Here is a 17300-nt window from a genome sequence, read left to right as displayed (position 1 = left end):
GATACCGGCCCCGACCGGTTTCGGGACTACCGTTGACGCGTGGCAAGGGATGGAATCAACACCATGACGGCAGGCGCACTCGCCAGGCGCGGCTTCAGTGACAGCACCCGGGCCCTGCGCCTGATGACGGGGGCGGGCCTGGACGCCGGGGCCGACACCGACGTCATCAGCGACCTCGCGGCGGCGCCCGACCCCGACCAGGCCCTGCTCGGGCTGATCCGGATCCTGGAGGCCTCCCCCGACCCCGACGAGCTGCTCGCCGTGCTGCGCGAGGACCCGGACCTGCGGGCACGGCTGTGCCGGGTGCTGGGCGCCAGCACCGCGCTGACCGACCACCTCGTCCGCCACCCCGGGGACTGGCGGGAGCTGAGGGGCGCCGACGCCGCCCGCACCCCCGACCCCGAGGAGCTGCGCCACGGCCTCTTGCACACCGTGGGAGCCGACCCCAACGCTCGCTCGCCGCACGCCGATCCGGCGGTGTCCGACGACGGGTCCCTGCACGCCCTCAAGCACGTCCTGCGCGTGGCCTACCGGCGGCGCGTCCTGCGCCTGGCCGGCCGCGACCTGACGGGGCTGTGCACGGTCGACCAGGTCGCCGCCGAGCTCGCCGACCTGGCGGCCGCCACCCTGGACGCGGCCCTGGCGGTGGCGCGCGCCGAGTTCCCCGAGGACGCCGAGCGCTGCCGCCTGGCCGTCATCGGCATGGGCAAGTGCGGGGGCCGGGAACTCAACTACGTCAGCGACGTGGACGTGGTGTTCGTGGCCGAGCCCACGGAGGAACCCGGTGCGGACCGTCCGGTGGACGACCAGGCGGCGATGCGCTCGGCCACGCGGCTGGCCACGGCGATGATGCGGATCCCCTCCGAGACCGACGCCGAGGGCACCCTGTGGGAGGTGGACCCGGCGCTGCGGCCGGAGGGCAAGAACGGGCCGCTGGTGCGGCCGCTGTCGGGCCACGTGGCCTACTACGAGCGCTGGGCCAAGACCTGGGAGTTCCAGGCGCTGCTCAAGGCCCGCCCGATCGCGGGGGACCTGGAGTTGGGCCGCGCCTACGAGGCGGCCATCTCCCCGATGGTGTGGGGCGCCACCGAGCGCCCGAACTTCGTCGAGGACGTGCAGGCGATGCGCCGCCGGGTGGTGGCGCACATCCCCGTGGAGCACACCGAGCGCGAGTTGAAACTGGGCCCGGGCGGGCTGCGCGACATCGAGTTCTCCGTCCAGCTGCTCCAGCTGGTGCACGGGCGCACGGACGAGCGGCTGCGCTCGGGCAACACGCTGGACGCGCTGGCCGCCCTGTCCGAGCACGGGTACGTGGGCCGCGGCGACGCGGTCGGGCTGGCCGAGGCCTACCGGTTCCTGCGGCGGGTGGAGCACCTGCTGCAGCTGGAGCGGCTGCGGCGCACCCACCTGATGCCCGACCCGGCCAGCCCCGACGGTCCGGCGCACCTGCGCTGGCTCGGGCGCGCGCTGGGCTACGCGGGGGACCCGGTCAAGGAGCTGACCGAGGCGCGCCGCCGGGTGTCGCTGGAGGTGCGGCGCCTGCACGAGAAGCTGTTCTACCGGCCGCTGCTCAACGCCGTGGCCAAGCTGCCGAGCGAGGAGGCGCGTCTCACGCCGGAGCAGGCCCGCGTGCGGATGGAGGCGCTGGGCTTCGCCGATCCGGCGGGGGCGCTGCGCCACCTGGAGTCACTGACCTCGGGGGTCTCGCGGCGGGCGGCCATCCAGCGCACGCTGCTGCCGGTCATGCTGGGCTGGTTCTCCGACGCCCCCGACCCCGACGCGGGGCTGCTGGGCTTCCGGCAGGTCAGCGACGCATTGGGCACGACGCCGTGGTACCTGCGCCTGCTCCGTGACGACGTGCGGGTGGCCGAGCGGATGGCGTGGCTGCTGGGGACGAGCCGGTACGTCACAGAGCTGCTGCTGCGCGCGCCGGAGGCGGTGGCGATGCTCGCCGACGACGCCCACCTGGTGCGCCGCAGCCCCAAAGTGCTCGCCGCGGAGGCCGAGGCGGCGCTGCGCCGCTACGACACGGCCGAGGAGTCGGTGGCGGCGGTCCGGGCGCTGCGCCGCCGCGAACTGCTGCGCACGGCCGTCGCGGACCTGCTGGAGGTGTCCTCGGTCCAGGAGGTGGGGGCGGCCCTCACCGACATCGCGGCAGTGACCATCGAGGCGGCGCTGCGCCTGGCCTTCAACCGGGTGGTGGCGGCCTCGGGCGACGAGCCGCTGACCCGGGTGTGCGTGGTCGCCATGGGCCGTTTCGGCGGCGGCGAGCTGACCTACGCCAGCGACGCGGACGTGATGTACGTGCACGACCCCCTGCCGGGCGTGGAGACGGGCGCGGCGACCAAGCAGGCGCTGGAGGTGGTGCGCGAGCTGGCGCGGCTGCTGGAGATGCCGGCCGCCGAACCGCCGCTGAAGGTGGACACCGACCTGCGCCCGGAGGGGCGCAGCGGTCCGGTGGTGCGCACCCTGGACTCCTACGCCGCCTACTACGGCCGCTGGTCGCAGGTGTGGGAGAGCCAGGCCCTGCTGCGCGCGCGCCCGATCGCGGGCGACCCGCAGCTGCGGCGGGCCTTCACCGAACTCATCGACCCGATCCGCTACCCGTTGGGCGGGATCGATTCGGCCTCGGTGCTGGAGATCCGCAAGCTCAAGGCGCGGATGGAGTCCGAGCGGCTGCCGCGCGGGGCGGATCCGACGCTGCACACGAAGTTGGGCCGGGGCGGCCTGTCGGACGTGGAGTGGGTGGCGCAGCTGGTGCAGCTGCGCCATGCCCACGAGCACCCCGACCTGCGCACGACGGGCACGCTGGAGGCCCTGGAGGTGGCGGTGGCGCACGGGATGCTGGCCGCCGACGACGGTGTGGTGCTGGAGCAGGCCTGGCGGCTGGCCTCGCGGGTGCGCGGGATGGTCATGCTGGTGCGCGGCCGGCCCGGGGACTCTCTGCCCACGGACCTGCGGGTGCGGTCGGCGCTGGCCGAGGCGATGGGCTGCAGCAGCGGCGAGGGCGAGGACGACGTGTGGGAGGGGGCGTCGGAGCAGTTGACCGAGGCCTACCTGCGCACGACGCGGCGGGCACGCGCGGTGATGGAGCGCGTGTTCTACGACGGCTGAGACCGGACCCCGCGCAGGGGCACCCCCGCGCCGGAGGAGTGTGGCGCGGGGGTGCCGTGGGAGGGGGCCGTGGAGTGCGGCGGCCCCGGTGGTTCAGTCCCTCCAGACGGGCGCGGAGTCGGGGCCGACGCGGTTGCCGCCGGACTCCCACTGGGCGTTGCCGGAGCCGTCGACCTTGACGAGCTTCCACTCGTCGTCGGCACCGATGGTGACCTGTCCGGTCCACTGCGGGTAGGTGCTCTCGTCGGTGGACAGCTTCACGCCGCCGGTGGGGTTCCACGAGCCGAGGGCGTCGGTGCCGCCGACGACGTACACCTCCTGGCCCCAGTCGGTGTGGGCGGTGGCGGAGATCTCGACGGTGTCGTCGCCGTCGCCACCACCGTCCCCATCACCGTCGCCGCCGCACTCGGCGGGGTCGGCGCAGACGCCGTCGACGTGGATGGCGACGGCGCCCTCGGCCGGGACGTCCACGGTGACCTGGTCGCCGGAGACGGTGGCCGACCCGCTGCCCGCCGCGTTCTCGTACACGCCGTCCGGCATGGCCGTGGTGGCGGTCACGTTCCAGGTGCCGCCGCCGGCGTTGAAGGCCGCGAAACCGCGGTCACCGCGGTCGAAGGCGACGCGGGAGGAGCCGTCCGCGGCGCGCTGGGTGATGCCGGTGCCGTCGGTGGAGTTGCGGAAGGCGGCCATCCCCGCGACCGTGCCGTCGCGGTGCTCGCAGACCCAGTCGGCACTGGAGCAGTCGGTGTCCTCGGTGATCCAGCCTGCCGGGTTGCCGTCGACCTCGCCGACGCTGGGCGGGCCCTCGGTCTGGTTGTCGCCGAAGTCGTAGCTCGACATCACCACGGGGGTGCCGTAGGGGTGGGCGAGCATGAAGGCGGTGGCGAGGTGGTAGCGGTCGCCGTCCTTGTAGGTGAGGGTCGGCGTGTAGCGCTGCGTGTCGTGGTTGTCGACGAACACCACGGCCTCGTCGGCGGTCAGGCCGCCGTAGTCGGGCATGTCGACCAGTCCGGCGAGGTCGCCGCCGGCGAACTTGCCCGCGAAGTCGTTCTTGTAGTCGAAGTTGGTGACCTTGCCGTACGGGGTGTAGGCGGTGTAGGGCACCGTCTGGTCGCCGTAGACCTCGTGGTAGACGTCGGGCCGCCCGCCGAAGCCGGGGACCTCGTTCAGTCCGCCGAAGATCGCCTCGACGTCGGCCTCGGGGACGTGCTTGGAGGCGTCCACACGGAATCCGCCCACACCCATGTCCACGAGCCCGTTGAGGTAGCGCCGGAGCTGCTCACGCACGTGCGGGGTGGCGGTGTTCAGGTTCGACAGCTCCAGGAGCTCACAGTTCTGGACCTCCCACTTGTCGTTCCAGTCGTCGATCGTCTCGAAGCAGGGGCCGAAGTCGTCGCGGCCGTAGGCGGCGCTGCCGTCACCGAACAAATCCGGGTAGGCGTACTTCTCCCACTCGGTGCCGTGGCTGCCGGTGCCCGAGCCGTTGCCGGTCATGTGGTTGATGATGACGTCGGCGTAGATCCGGACGCCGTTCTCGCGGCACGTGGTGACCATGGCCTCGAACTCCTCGGCCGTGCCGCGCCGGGTGTTGTCGATCTGGTAGGAGACCGGCTGGTAGTCCTGCCACCAGGGGTAGTTGCCGCCCTCGGCGGAGGGGATGACGACGTGCTCCTGGGGCGGGGAGACCTGCACGCCGCCGAACCCGTTCGGGCCGAGGAAGTCCTCGCACTCGGCGGCCACCGAGTCCCAGTTCCACTGGAAGAGGTGGACGATCGTGCCGCCGTTCTGCTCGGCGGCGGCGGCTTCCGCGGCCGCGGGGGCGGGGACCGCGGCGGTGGGGGCGGGGGCGCTCGACGCCGGTGCCGGGGCCGTGAGCAGTCCGGTGGCCAGCACCGCGACCCCGGTGAGGGAGCCGAGTCTGCGTCTGTTCATGTTCGCTCCTTGGGGGGAGGGAGTGGCGCGGTGGGGCCGCGCTGCCGCACCGCCGCTCTCTTGCAGTCTCTGCAAGAGTTTGCGTGAATGTGGCGAACTTAACAGAAGAGTCCAGACTTGTGAACAGGAGATCACCGGCAGAGCGTTGCGTGTCATGCCGCGTACACACGGCGATCACACCACGGTGGCCTGCGGCGATGACGACCGCCACCCAGGCACGAGGCAGCCCTCCGCATGCACGCCGACCCCGTGACCAGGCCCGATGTACCGCGTCCGCGCGCGAAAGAGGCGCGCAAGATGACGGCAAGAAGGCAGAGAAAAGCCGGTGGCGGCGCGACCCTGCGGGGGGCCGCGCCGCCACCGGCTCGGTGGGGAGGGATCACCAGAACACGGCGACACCGATGTTGAGGATGGCGAGCACCCCCGCGATCGTGGCCAGGCGGCTGGACGGCTTGCGCAGGTTCATGACGCCCACGACCACCACGGCCAGGGCGACGACGAGCTTGACGCCCACCTTGACGTGGTCGAGCTCGGCGTCGCCGGACATCTCGGCGACCCCGACGAGGGCCAGGCCTGTGACCAACTGGAGCAGGGAGCTGTGCAGCAGGACCTTGGTCGACTTGGCGTGACCGGTGATGACCTGCATGAGGAATCCCGCGATGATGCCGGCGAGACCGATCATGTGCAGGAAGACGAGCGCGGAGTAGATGATGTCCATGGCGACACACTACTACGCGTCGTAGTTTTCCCGACTCCGGATATGACGCACTGACGTCACAACCCGGTCACCGGGTCCGGAACGCGCTCCTGCGCCGCCACAGCAGCCAGAGCAGCACGAGCACCAGGCCCGCGCCGACCGACCGGACCAGGGTCGCGCGGTCCACCGGCCAGCCGAGCGCCGCGGACCGCTCGGTGACCCGCACGGTGCCGCTCGCGCACGCCGCCGGTTCGGCGTCGCGGTCCAACAGCAGGCAGGCCGTGCTCATCAGGCGCTCGTCCACGGCCGCGTCCTCGGTGACGCGCACGCGCACCGTGTGGACGGACTCGCCCCCGGCGGGGACCCCGATCCCCCAGTTGGCGATGCCCTCCTCCACCATGCCGCCCTGGTCCACCTCCACGACCTCCATCCCCTCCGGCACGTGCTGGGCCAGCAGTGCCCCCTCCACCGGTGCGCCGCCCCCGTTGGTCACGGTGGTGCGCAGGACCACCTCCTCCCCCGGAGCCGTGCCGCCCTCGCCGTCCTCCGCCGACACGGACACGCCCACCGGCGCCGCCTGCTCGTCGGCCGCGACCCCGGGCGCGGCCAGGACCACCGCCCCGACCGCGACCGCGCCGATCCACACCGGTACCGCACGGCACCGGGTCCCCCCGAGCACTCGCGACATCACGCACCTCCTGTACGTCCACACTGTCAGCCCTAGACAACTACGAGTGGCCACTCATGTGCCCCGGGTGACACACCTTCGGCGCGTGCCCGTCCGCCGGACGCCTTCCTGAGGCGCCTAGGGCGTGTGTGACGGATGCCGTCCGTCGCGAGCGGCGCAGCCAGTGGTGCTCTCACAAGGCCGAAGAAGGACTGCCCCTACTGTGCGGCTTCGCCGTTGTCGCACAGCGGGGGCCCGGCTGGTTCCCCTGTCGACTGACGAGAACGCAGTGAGAGTGCCACTGGGGCGACGCACAGCAGGACGAGTATCCGTCACACACGCCCTAGGACCCTCCGGCGGGGGTCTTAGGCGCATCGGGCCGATCCGGGCGCCGGACGCGCCCAGGACTGGGCATCCTCCCCATGCGCGGGCCGGGGTCTTAGACCGATCGTTGTACTCAGGCGGCGGGGACACAGGGTCTCCGCCCAGGGGAAAGGCCCACCATGTACCACCCGGACCTGTTCAGCTCGACCGCCCAGTACGTCAGCCGCGAGCGCGTACGCGAGGCGGAGCACGTCCGCGCGATCAAGCGGGCCCGCACCGAGGAGCGCGCCGCGCGTCGCGCCGCGAGGAAGGAGGAGCGGCGCCAGGGCAGCAAGGACGCACCCGGACCCGACGCCCGGGCACGCTTCGGTCGCGCGGCCTGACCCGGCCGCCGTGGCCCGCACGCGACCGGAGGGGAGTGCCGCCGTGCTCGGCATCATGGACGACATGTCCTTCCTCGCCGATACCAGCCCGTTGTTCGTCGGCCGGACGGAACAGCTGCGGCGGCTGGGCGAGCACGCCCTCCGGGCCCGCACGGAGGCGTCCGGAACGATGATCATCGGCGGCGACGCCGGTGTCGGCAAGACCCGCCTGGTCGCGGAGTTCACCGCGACCAGGCCCGTCGGCACCGTGTTCGCCGGCGGGTGTCTGGAGCTGGGCGTGGACGGTCTGGCCTACGCCCCCTTCACCGCGGTCCTGCGCCAAGTCCTGCGCGAGCGCGGACGAGAGGCGTTCGAGGCCGCCGCGCCCGGCGGCACCGGTGAGTTCGCCCGGCTGCTGCCCGAGCTCGGCGCGCTCCCCCAGGGCGGCCAGGAGGCGCGCGGACTGCTCTTCGAGCAGGTCCTGCGGCTGTTCCAGGCCGCCGCGGGCGACGACGGCGTCACCGTGGTGCTGGAGGACCTGCACTGGGCCGACGGCGCCACCCGCGACCTCCTCGTGTACCTGGCGCGCAACCTGGACCTGCCCGGCGTGCAGATCATCGCCACCTACCGCGCCGATGACCTGCACCGCACCCACCCGCTGCGCCGCCTGCTGCCCGAGCTGGAGCGCCTGCCCGAGATGACCCGGTTGACGCTGGCGCCGCTCACCCGCGACCAGGTCGCCGAACAGGTCCGCGCGATCACCGGCCACCCGCTGCCCGCCGCCCGGCTGGACGACCTCTACCAGCGCAGCGACGGCATCCCCCTGTTCGTCGAGGCCCTGGCCGCCGGCACCGGCGGCACGGACTCCGACACCGACGTGCCCGACCACTTCCGCGAGCTGCTGCTCGGCTCCCTGCACCGGCTGGACGAGAACGCCGTGGCCGTGCTGCGCGTGGCCTCCGTCGGCGCGGTGTCCGACGTCATCGAGCACGCCACCCTCGCCCGCGCCGCCGAGCTGCCCGAGCCCGACCTGGACCGCGCGCTGCACGCCCTGGTCGACGCCAACCTGCTCCGGGTGAGCGGAACGGGCTACCGCTTCCGCCACGCGCTGCTGCGCGAGGCGGTCCACGACGGGCTGCTGCCCGGACCGCACGCCCGCCTGCACCTGCGCTTCGCCCAGCTCATCGACGAGTACCCCGACGCCGTCCCGGCCGACCGCCGCGCCGCCGAGCAGGCGCACCACTTCCAGGCCGCGCACGACCTGCCCCAGGCCCTCCAGGCGGCCTGGTGGGCGGCGGTGCGGGCCGGAGAGGTCCTGGCCCGCAGCGAGGAGCTGGCCATGCTGGAACGCGTCCTGGGCCTGTGGGAGCGGGTCCCCGACGCCGGTGAGCGCACCGGTGGCCGGACCCGGTCGGAGGTCCTGGCGGCGGGCGCCGTCGCGGCCCTGGACACGGGCCGTCCGCGCCGCGCGTGGGAGATGTGCGACGAGGGCCTGGCCGGGCTGCCGGGAGAACCGGGAACCGAGGACGACCACGCCCTCGCGGTCCGCGCGACGCTGCTGCGCTGCCGTGGGCAGGCGCGCTCGACGTGCGTGGACGAGGGCGCCGTGGACGACCTGGCCGAGGCCCTGCGGCTGCACCCGCCGCACATGCCCGGGTTCGGGCTGATGCTGTCGATCCTGGCCAGGGAGACCATGTTCCGGCCCCGCGGGCAGACCCGCCTGGGCGCGTCGGCCGTGGACCTGGCCGAGCGGGCGCACCGCGTCGCCGAGGAGACCGGGGACCGCATGGCGGCGGCCGCGGCGCTGGTCACCCGCGGATCGGTGCTCATGTCCCGCGGCGAGATGGCGCGGGGGCGGGCGATCGTGGAGCGCTCGATCGAGCTCTCCCGGGAGATCGGCGATCCCCTGATGGAGGCCCGGGGCGTGGGCAACATCTCGCACTACCTGCGTGAGCTGGGACGGCACCAGGAGTCTCTGGAACTGCTGGACGGCGCCCTGGCCGACCACCGCCGCCGGGGCCCGGCGAGCGTGCACAGCAGTTTCCACCTGCAGAACAGCGCCGAGGCGCACTTCGAACTGGGCCACCTGGACACCGCCCGCGCGATCGTGGACGGCGCGCTGGACCGCAGCCCCTCCCCCGTACACCGCGTGTTCCTGCTGGTGCCGTGGACCCGGGCGGCGCTGGCCCAGGGTGACCTGGCGGCCGCGCGGTCGGGGGCGGCCCACGGCGACATGGCCGGCGCCCGCTCCGGTATCACCCGGCTCGACCGGATGCACGCGCTCAGCGTGGAGCGCCTGGACCAGGCCCAGCAGGCGGCGACCGCCTGGCTGGACCTGTTGCTGGCCGAGGGCGACGTGGCGGGGGCGCACGAGTACGCGCTGACAGCGCTGCGCCGGCTGGAGCTGGCCGACTCCCCCGGGTACGGGTGGGCCCTCTTGGAGGTGGCCGCGCGCTGCGAGCGGCTGCGGAGGTCGTCCTCCGGCCCCGACGGCGTCGCGGACGGCGGTGTCGCGGACGGCGAGGACTCCCTGCGCGGCCGGATCATGGACTGCCTCGCGAGCATGCCGGTGTACGGGCCGGTGCAGTCGGTCCAGCGCACGACGGTCCGCGTACACCTCGCCGAGGGCGTCGCGGCCCCGGCGGAGGTGTACGCGGCCTGGGCGGAGGCCGTCGCGGGCTGGGAGCGCACTCCTCTGGTGCTGTCGCTGGCCGGAGCGCGGCTGCGGGCCGCGGAGGCGGCCGCGGCCGTGGGCGACCGGTCGGCGGTGCGTGAGTGGGTCGGGCAGGTGCACGCGGCGGCGGCCGAACACGGCGCCGTGCCGCTTCGGCGCGCCGCCGAGGACCTGGCCAGGCGCACGTCGGTGCCGCTGGAGGACGGGGGCGGCGCTTGCGCGGCGCCCGCCGTCCCGGCCGGTCTGACCGCACGTGAACTGGAGGTCCTGCGCCTGTTGTCCGGGGGCGGGACCAACGCCCAGATCGCGGCGGAGCTGTTCATCAGCCCCAAGACCGCCAGCGTGCACGTGTCCAACATCCTGGCCAAGCTGCGGGTGGCCAACCGGGCCGCCGCCGGAGCGCGCGCCCGCGAACTCGGGCTGGCCTGACCGGCGTGCGAAAAACCTGAGGCGGTCCACGTGGTCAACGGCATAATGGCCCCTATGCCCCAACTTGTACAGGCCTGTCCCGTGTTCGTCGGACGCGAGCGCCCACTGCGGATCCTGGGCGAGCACGCCGAGCGTTCGCACAGGGAATCCTCCGGCATGGTCCTCGTCGGCGGTGACGCCGGAGTCGGCAAGAGCCGCCTGGTGGGAGAGTTCACCGCCGCGCTGGACACCGGGGCGGTGTACACGGGCGGCTGCCTCCAACTGGGGGTGGACGGGCTCTCCTACGCCCCCTTCACCGCGGTCCTGCGCCAGGTCCTGCGCGAGCGCGGACCGGAGGCGTTCGAGGCCGCGGCCCCGGGCGGGGTCGGCGAGTTCGCCCGGCTGCTGCCCGAGCTGGGCGAGGCGCCCGGGGACCGCCGGGAGAACCGGGGCATCCTCTTCGAGCAGGTGTTGCGCCTGTTCACCCAGGCCGCCCTGGACACGCCCCTGACCGTGGTCCTGGAGGACCTGCACTGGGCCGACGGCGCCACCCGTGACCTCCTGGTGTTCCTGGTGCGCAACCTGGACCTGCCCGGGATCCTGATCATCGGCACCTACCGCAGCGACGACCTGCACCGCACCCACCCCCTGCGACGACTGCTGCCCGAGCTGGAGCGCGCGCCCAACGTGCTGGGACTGCGCCTGGAGCCGCTGACGCGGGAGGAGGTCGGCCGCCAGGCCGCGGCCATCCGGGGCTCGGAGCTCCCGCCGGAGAAGCTGGACACGCTCTACCGCCGCACCGACGGCATCCCGCTGTTCGTGGAGTCGCTGGCCTCGGACGACGCCTGCGCCACGGGTGAGAACCCCGACGTGCCGGAGCAGTTCCGCGATCTGCTGCTGGAGCCGCTGCACCGGTTCGACGACACCGCGCTGGCGGTCCTGCGGGTGGCGTCGGTGGGCGCGGTCTCCGAGAGCATCGAGCACGAGATCCTCTACCACGCGGCGGGGCTGCCCGAACACGACCTAGAGCGCGCCCTGCACACGCTGGTGGACGCCAACGTACTGCGGGCGGGCCGCACCGACTACCGGTTCCGGCACGCCCTGCTGCGCGACGCCGTGCACGAGGAGATCCTGCCGGGTCCGCACTCGCGGCTGCACCTGCGCTTCGCCCAGCTCATCGACGAGTACCCCGACGCCGTTCCCGCCGACCGCCGCGCCGCCGAACAGGCGCACCACTTCCTGGCGGCGCAGGACCTGCCGAGAGCGCTCCAGGCCGCGTGGTGGGCGGCGCGGCGGGCCGGCGACACCCTGGCCTTCAGCGAGGAGCTGGACATGCTGGAGCGGGTGCTGGACATGTGGGACCGGGTGCCCGACGCCGGGGAGCGGGTCGAGGGGCGCACGTGGGCGCAGGTGGTCAGTTCCGCCGCGGCGGCGGCGCTGGAGGCGCGCCGGCCCAAGCGGGCCCGGGAGCTGGCCGAGGAGGCGCTGGCCACGCTGACCGGGGACGCCGACGACGACCACACCCTCACGGTGCGCGCCGAACTGCTGCGCCGACGGGGCCAGGCCCGCGCCCAGCTGCTCAGCGGCGGCGGTGTCGAGGACCTGGTGCGCGCCCTGGAGCTGCATCCTCCGCACATGCCCGAGTACGGCCTGCTGCTGTCGATCCTGGCCAAGGAGAGCCTGCTCCACCGCGTGGACCGCGAGCCCTCGCCCGACCAGCTCCAGCTGCGTGAGCTGGCCGAGCGGGGGCTGACCGCGCGGCGGCTGGCGGAGTCGGCCGTGGAGATCTCCGCCTCCGGGCGCGGGGGCGACGTGTGCGCCGCCGCCGACGCCCGGATCACCCTGGGCGGGATCAGCCTGGCCGAGGGCGACCTGGAGACCGGGCGCCCCCTGTTCCTGGAGGGGATCGCGCGCTCGCGCCGGACCAACGACCCCAACCTGGAGGCGCGCGGGGTCGGCAACATGGCGCACTTCCTGCGCGAGCTGGGCCGGCACGAGGAGGGCCTGGTGGTCCTGGAGGACGCCCTGGAGCGGCACCGCGCCCTGGGGTGGGCGTCCGTGCACAGCCACTTCAACCACCAGAACCGCGCGGAGATCCACTTCGAGCTGGGCGACCTGGCCACCGCCCGCGAGATCGTGGAAGGCGTGCTGCGCACCCGGCCCTCGGACAAGCAGCGCGTCTACATCGCGAGCGTGCTGATGCGCGTCGCCGTGGCCCAGGGCGACATCGCGACCGCCCAGGCGTGGGTCCGGCCCATGCTGGAGCAGGAGACCCTGCGGGCGCACCGGATGAACATCGTGCAGCTGGCCGCCCTCGGCATCCTGGACACGCGGCTGGCCGAGGACCGACTGGACACCGCACTGGAGCTGGCGCAGGGGCTACTGGAGGAGCTGGAACTGGAGGCCGCCCCGGGGTACTCCTGGCCGATGGCCGACCTGGTGTCGGAGGCCGTCCGGCGCGGGGCGGCACCCGGTCGGGCTCCGGCGACGGTCGAGCACGCGGCGCGGGTGCGCGCCCTCACGGTGAAGGTCGCGGACCTGATGCCGGTCCACGGCCCCGTCCAGCGGGCGCACCGCGCCGCCGTCACGGCCCGCACGGCCGAGTCGGAGGGCGCCGACCGCCCGGCCCTGCTGGAGCACTGGTCGGCGGCGGTACTGGCGTGGGAGGACACGCCCCTGCGGCTGCACCTGGCGGAGGCGCGCCTGCGGGCCGCGGAGGCCGCGGTCGCGTCCGGCGAGCGGGAGCGCGCCGCGGAGTGGACGCGCCAGGTGTTCGAGGCGGCCACCGCGTGCGGCGCGGCGCCCCTGGCGGGCGCGGCGGCCGATCTGGCACGCCGTCTGGGCACCGGGCTGGGTGGTGGCTCGGCGCCGCCGCCGTCCCCGGCCGGTCTGACCGCGCGCGAGCTGGAGGTCACCCGGCTGCTGGCGTCGGGGCGCACCAACGCCCAGATCGCGGCGGAGCTGTTCATCAGCCCCAAGACCGCCAGCGTGCACGTGTCCAACATTCTCGCGAAGCTGCAGGTGGCCAACCGGGCCGCCGCCGGAGCGCGCGCCCGCGAACTCGGCCTGGCCTGAGGGAGCGGAACCCCGGGATGCGGGCCCAGCCCGGGTCCCGGGGTTCCGTGCGCTCGACAAACCACTACGCTTCTAGTACTTTGAGCGAAGCACTTCAACCATCGTGGTCCACGGGCCGCTCAAGGAGGACCATGCGCACGCTCACCTACTTCGTCGCGGTGTCGCTGGACGGCTTCGTCTGCGCGCCCGACGGCTCCTTCGACTTCCTCCCCCACTCGGAGGAGTCCGCGGCCTACCACGCCCGCGAGTACCCCGAGCTGATCCCGACCCACATCCGCTCGCACATCGGCCTCGACGGCCCCAACCGGAGGTTCGACACGATGCTCCAGGGCCGCGGGTCCTACCAGGTCGCCCTGGACGAGGGCATCACCAGCCCCTACGCCCACATGCGCCAGTACGTCCTCTCACGGACCCTGCCGAAGGACACCGACCCGGACGTGACGGTCGTCGACACCGACCCGCTCGCCCTGGTCCGCTCGCTCAAGCGCGAGGAGGGCGGCCTGGACCTGTGCCTGGTCGGCGGCCCGACCGCCGCCGGCGCCCTGCTGCCGGAGATCGACGAACTCATGATCAAGCGCTACCCGGTGATCGCCGGGGCCGGGAAGCCGTTCTTCGACGGCGCCTTCGCCCCGGCCGCCTTCGAGCGCGTGCGGAGCACCGTCCTCGACAGCGGAGCCGACTACACGCTCTTCCGCCGCACCGCGCCGCGGACGGGGTAGGCGCGACGCGCGCCGACCGCGGCGCCGCGAGTCACCGCTCCCACCCCCGTTAACCGCGCCCACCAGCGGGAACGCCTGTCATACGGCGCAGCCGACGAGGAGGGCGCGATGGCGGCTCCCACGGAGCCGCGCGGGACGGCGCTGAACGAGGCCTCCCCCGACGCGGTGGTCCTGGACACCGACGGGGTCATCACCGACACCGCTCGCGTGCACGCGTCCGCGTGGAAGCGCGTCTTCGACGACTTCCTGCGCCGTCGCGCCCGCGAGCGCGGCGAGGAGTTCCGCCCCTTCGACACCGGCGCCGACTACCTGCTCCACGTGGACGGACGGCCACGCGCCGACGGTGTCCGCGCCTTCCTCGCCTCGCGCGGTATCGCCCTGCCCGAGCAGGTCTCCCGCCCCGGACAGGACTCCGTCGCCGCACTGGCCGACGCCAAGGACGCCGCGTTCCGCGCGGCGCTGGACCGCGACGGTGTCGTCGCCTTCCCCTCCACCGTGGCCCTGGTCCGCCGGCTGCGCAAGGACGGCATCGGTGTCGCGGCCGTCTCGGCGAGCCGCAACTGCGCCCGCGTCCTGGCCGCGGCGGGTGTGGACGCCCTCTTCGACGTGCGGGTGGACGGCATGGACGCCGCCCGCCTGGACCTGGCGGGCAAGCCCGCGCCCGACCTCTTCCTGGAGGCCGCCCGGCGCCTGGGCACGCCCCCCGGGCGCACGGCGGTGGTCGAGGACTCCCTCGCCGGTGTCGAGGCGGGGCGCCGGGGCGGCTTCGCCCTGGTCGTGGGAGTCGACCGGAACGGACGGGCCGCCGCCCTCGCCGAGCGCGGCGCCGACGTCGTCGTCCCGGACCTGGGCGAGCTGGGGTGGCCCCCGTGGAGGACGCGATGAGCCGATGGGTACTGGACTGGGACAGCCGCGGGACCGAGGTCGACGAGGGGCACCGCGAGGCGCTGTGCACCCTGGGCAACGGCCGCTTCGCCACGCGCGGGGCCGCACCGGAGTCCGCCGACGACGGCACGCACTACCCCGGCACGTATGTCGCGGGCTGCTACGACCGCCTGGCCTCGGTGGTGGAGGCCCACGAGGTCGACAACGAGGACCTGGTGAACATCCCCAACTGGCTGCCGCTCACCTTCCGGATCGACCAGGGGGCGTGGTTCGGCTCAGGAGCCGCGAACATGCCCGTCGAGGACGCCGGGGAGGAGGGCGCGGCCCACCCGCCCGTGCTCGGCCCGCGGTGGCAGCGGTGGGAACTCGACCTGCGCCGGGGCGTGCTCACGCGCCAACTGGAGGTGCGCGACGGGCTGGGACGCCGGACGCGCCTGGTCCAGCGCCGGTTCGTGTCGATGTCCGACCCCTCCCTGGCCGCACTGGAGACCACCTTCGTGCCGGTGGACTGGAGCGGGGTGCTCACCGTGCGCTCGGCCCTGGACGGACGGGTGGCCAACCGGGGGGTGCGGCGCTACCGGGACCTGCGCGGCGACCACCTGCGGCCGGCGGGCACGGGATCGGACGGCGAGGACGTCGCCTGGCTGCGCGCGCGGACGGCGACCTCGGGGATCCGCCTGGCTCTGGCCGCGCGCAGCACCTGCGACCGGCCCGCCGAGGGCGGGTTCGCGCGGGCCGGCGACGGCGGTTGGATCGCCCACGACCTGTCCCTCACGGTCACCGAGGGGGACGCGGTGACCTTCGCCAAGGTGGTGTCGGTGCGCACCTCGCGCGACCACGCGATCGAGGAGCCCCTGGCCGCCGCGCTGCGCGACGCCGACCGCGCCGCGGGCTTCGACACCCTGCTGGCCCGGCACGAGGCCGCCTGGCGCCGGGTGTGGGAGACCTGCGCCATCGACATCAGCGACGGGGACAGCCAGCGCGTGCTCGACCTCCACCTGTTCCACCTGGTGCAGACGCTGTCGCCGCACACCGCCGACCTGGACGCCGGCGCGCCCGCGCGCGGGCTGCACGGCGAGGCCTACCGCGGCCACGTGTTCTGGGACGAGCTGTTCGTCTTCCCCTTCCTCAACATGAACTTCCCCGAGACCGCGCGGGCCCTGCTGCGCTACCGGTGGCGGCGGCTGCCCGCGGCGCGGGCGGCCGCGGCGGAGGCGGGACTGCCGGGGGCCATGTTCCCCTGGCAGAGCGGCAGCGACGGCCGCGAGCAGACCCAGCGCCTCCACCTGAACCCGCGGTCGGGCCACTGGCTGGAGGACCGCTCGCACCGCCAGCGGCACGTGGGGGTCGCCATCGCCCACAACGTCTGGCAGTACTACCAGTACACGGGCGACCGGGAGTTCCTGTTCGGCCAGGGCGCCGAAGTGCTCGTGGAGATCGCGCGCTTCCTCGCCGGGCTCGCCGAGTACGACAAGGCGCTGGACCGGTACGTGATCCGCGGTGTCATGGGGCCCGACGAGTACCACGACGGCTACGTCGACCGCGCCGAACCGGGGCTGGACGACAACGCCTACACCAACGTGATGACGGTGTGGGTGCTGATGCGGGCGATGGAGACCCTGGACCTGCTGCCGGAGTCGCGGCGCAGGGAGCTGGAGGAGACGACGGGGATGGCCCCGCACGAGATCGACCTGTTCGCCGACGTCAGCCGGAAGATGCGGGTGCCCTTCCACGACGGGGTGATCAGCCAGTTCGACGGCTACGGGGCCCTGGAGGAGCTGGACTGGGACCGCTACCGGGCCGCCTACGGCGACATCCGGCGCCTGGACCGCATCCTGGAGGCCGAGGGCGACACCTGCAACCGGTACAAGGCCTCCAAGCAGGCGGACGTGCTGATGCTGTTCTTCCTTCTGTCGGAGCGGGAGGTCGTCGACCTGCTGTGCCGCCTGGGCTACCCGTGCGAACCGGGCATCCTCGCCGCCACCGCCGAGTACTACCAGGAGCGGACCTCGCACGGGTCGACCCTCAGCGAGGTGGTGCACACCTGGGTGCTCGCCCGCACCGACCTGTCGTCGGCCTGGCGGTTCTTCCGGCGGGCGCTGCGCGCCGACATCGACGACCTGCACACGGGGACCACGGCCGAGGGCATCCACCTGGGGGCGATGTCGGGGACCGTGGACATCCTCACCCGCTGCTTCAGCGGGCTGGAGGCCGAGGCCGGGGCGCTGCGGCTCGCGCCCCGGCTGCCCGCCGAGCTGCACAGCCTGTCCTTCACCTTCCGCTACCACGGGAACTGGGACGTGCGCGTGGTGGTGACACCGGACCGCGTGCGGGTGGAGGTGCCGAGGTCCTCGGCACCCCCGATCCTGGTGGCGGTGGGCGGCCACGAGACGGTGGTGGCGCCCGGGTCGGCCTGCGAGCTGGCCTACTGAGGGGTGTTCGG

The 17300-nt window shown here is 73.8% G+C and carries 10 protein-coding genes; 7 read left to right on the top strand and 3 right to left on the bottom strand.

What is annotated here, in order from left to right; all coding sequences use genetic code 11:
- The first annotated feature begins 63 nt into the window (after positions 1-63).
- Positions 64-3114 (top strand): bifunctional [glutamine synthetase] adenylyltransferase/[glutamine synthetase]-adenylyl-L-tyrosine phosphorylase, encoded by a 3051-nt coding sequence (locus HNR10_RS25285; RefSeq protein ID WP_179827668.1) that lies wholly within the window; start codon positions 64-66, stop codon positions 3112-3114.
- Positions 3115-3207: 93 nt separating this feature from the next.
- On the opposite strand, the gene HNR10_RS25280 is transcribed toward HNR10_RS25285, so the two are convergent.
- From HNR10_RS25280 to HNR10_RS25270, 3 genes are all read right to left on the bottom strand, one after another.
- Positions 3208-5046, bottom strand: a complete 1839-nt coding sequence (locus HNR10_RS25280) for a carbohydrate-binding module family 20 domain-containing protein (RefSeq protein WP_179827666.1) — start codon at positions 5044-5046, stop codon at positions 3208-3210.
- Between the two features lie 379 nt (positions 5047-5425).
- Complete coding sequence (locus HNR10_RS25275; RefSeq protein WP_179827664.1) at positions 5426-5764, bottom strand: hypothetical protein; 339 nt, start codon at positions 5762-5764, stop codon at positions 5426-5428.
- Positions 5765-5831: 67 nt separating this feature from the next.
- On the bottom strand, positions 5832-6431 hold the full coding sequence (locus HNR10_RS25270; RefSeq protein WP_179827662.1) for a DUF11 domain-containing protein: 600 nt from the start codon (positions 6429-6431) through the stop codon (positions 5832-5834).
- 482 nt (positions 6432-6913) lie between these two features.
- Here HNR10_RS25270 and HNR10_RS25265 point away from each other — a divergent pair, with 482 nt between their 5' ends.
- The 6 genes from HNR10_RS25265 to HNR10_RS25240 all read left to right on the top strand — a co-directional run bounded on the left by HNR10_RS25265 (position 6914) and on the right by HNR10_RS25240 (position 17289).
- Entirely contained in the window at positions 6914-7117 is a 204-nt protein-coding gene (locus HNR10_RS25265; RefSeq protein WP_179827660.1) for a hypothetical protein, read from the top strand.
- A gap of 43 nt (positions 7118-7160) precedes the next feature.
- Entirely contained in the window at positions 7161-10199 is a 3039-nt protein-coding gene (locus tag HNR10_RS25260) for a helix-turn-helix transcriptional regulator (RefSeq protein ID WP_312889414.1), read from the top strand.
- 45 nt (positions 10200-10244) lie between these two features.
- Positions 10245-13253: a helix-turn-helix transcriptional regulator gene (locus HNR10_RS25255; RefSeq protein ID WP_376769772.1), complete on the top strand. Its 3009-nt coding sequence runs from the start codon at positions 10245-10247 to the stop codon at positions 13251-13253.
- A 131-nt stretch (positions 13254-13384) separates the two neighbouring features.
- On the top strand, positions 13385-13972 hold the full coding sequence (locus tag HNR10_RS25250; RefSeq protein WP_179827656.1) for a dihydrofolate reductase family protein: 588 nt from the start codon (positions 13385-13387) through the stop codon (positions 13970-13972).
- Between the two features lie 108 nt (positions 13973-14080).
- Positions 14081-14857 carry an HAD family hydrolase gene (locus HNR10_RS25245; RefSeq protein ID WP_179827654.1) on the top strand — a complete coding sequence of 259 codons (777 nt, stop codon included), beginning with the start codon at positions 14081-14083 and terminating at the stop codon, positions 14855-14857.
- The gene (locus tag HNR10_RS25240) at positions 14854-17289 is read left to right on the top strand and encodes a glycoside hydrolase family 65 protein (protein ID WP_179827652.1); all 2436 of its coding nucleotides are present in this window, start codon (positions 14854-14856) and stop codon (positions 17287-17289) included. Before HNR10_RS25245 ends, HNR10_RS25240 begins: the two co-directional genes overlap by 4 nt.
- Positions 17290-17300: the final 11 nt, after the last annotated feature.

The sequence above is a fragment of the Nocardiopsis aegyptia genome, assembly GCF_013410755.1.
Taxonomy (GTDB): Bacteria; Actinomycetota; Actinomycetes; order Streptosporangiales; family Streptosporangiaceae; genus Nocardiopsis; species Nocardiopsis aegyptia.
This window is presented reverse-complemented; position numbering and strand designations above follow the sequence as displayed.

What these genes read in the sequence shown, in the direction of transcription:
- HNR10_RS25285 (WP_179827668.1), top strand. Translation starts at nt 64, where the DNA reads ATGACGGCAGGCGCACTCGCCAGGCGCGGCTTCAGTGACAGCACCCGG.
- HNR10_RS25280 (WP_179827666.1), bottom strand. Translation starts at nt 5,046, where the DNA reads ATGAACAGACGCAGACTCGGCTCCCTCACCGGGGTCGCGGTGCTGGCC.
- HNR10_RS25275 (WP_179827664.1), bottom strand. Translation starts at nt 5,764, where the DNA reads ATGGACATCATCTACTCCGCGCTCGTCTTCCTGCACATGATCGGTCTC.
- HNR10_RS25270 (WP_179827662.1), bottom strand. Translation starts at nt 6,431, where the DNA reads ATGTCGCGAGTGCTCGGGGGGACCCGGTGCCGTGCGGTACCGGTGTGG.
- HNR10_RS25265 (WP_179827660.1), top strand. Translation starts at nt 6,914, where the DNA reads ATGTACCACCCGGACCTGTTCAGCTCGACCGCCCAGTACGTCAGCCGC.
- HNR10_RS25255 (WP_376769772.1), top strand. Translation starts at nt 10,245, where the DNA reads ATGGCCCCTATGCCCCAACTTGTACAGGCCTGTCCCGTGTTCGTCGGA.
- HNR10_RS25250 (WP_179827656.1), top strand. Translation starts at nt 13,385, where the DNA reads ATGCGCACGCTCACCTACTTCGTCGCGGTGTCGCTGGACGGCTTCGTC.
- HNR10_RS25245 (WP_179827654.1), top strand. Translation starts at nt 14,081, where the DNA reads ATGGCGGCTCCCACGGAGCCGCGCGGGACGGCGCTGAACGAGGCCTCC.
- HNR10_RS25240 (WP_179827652.1), top strand. Translation starts at nt 14,854, where the DNA reads ATGAGCCGATGGGTACTGGACTGGGACAGCCGCGGGACCGAGGTCGAC.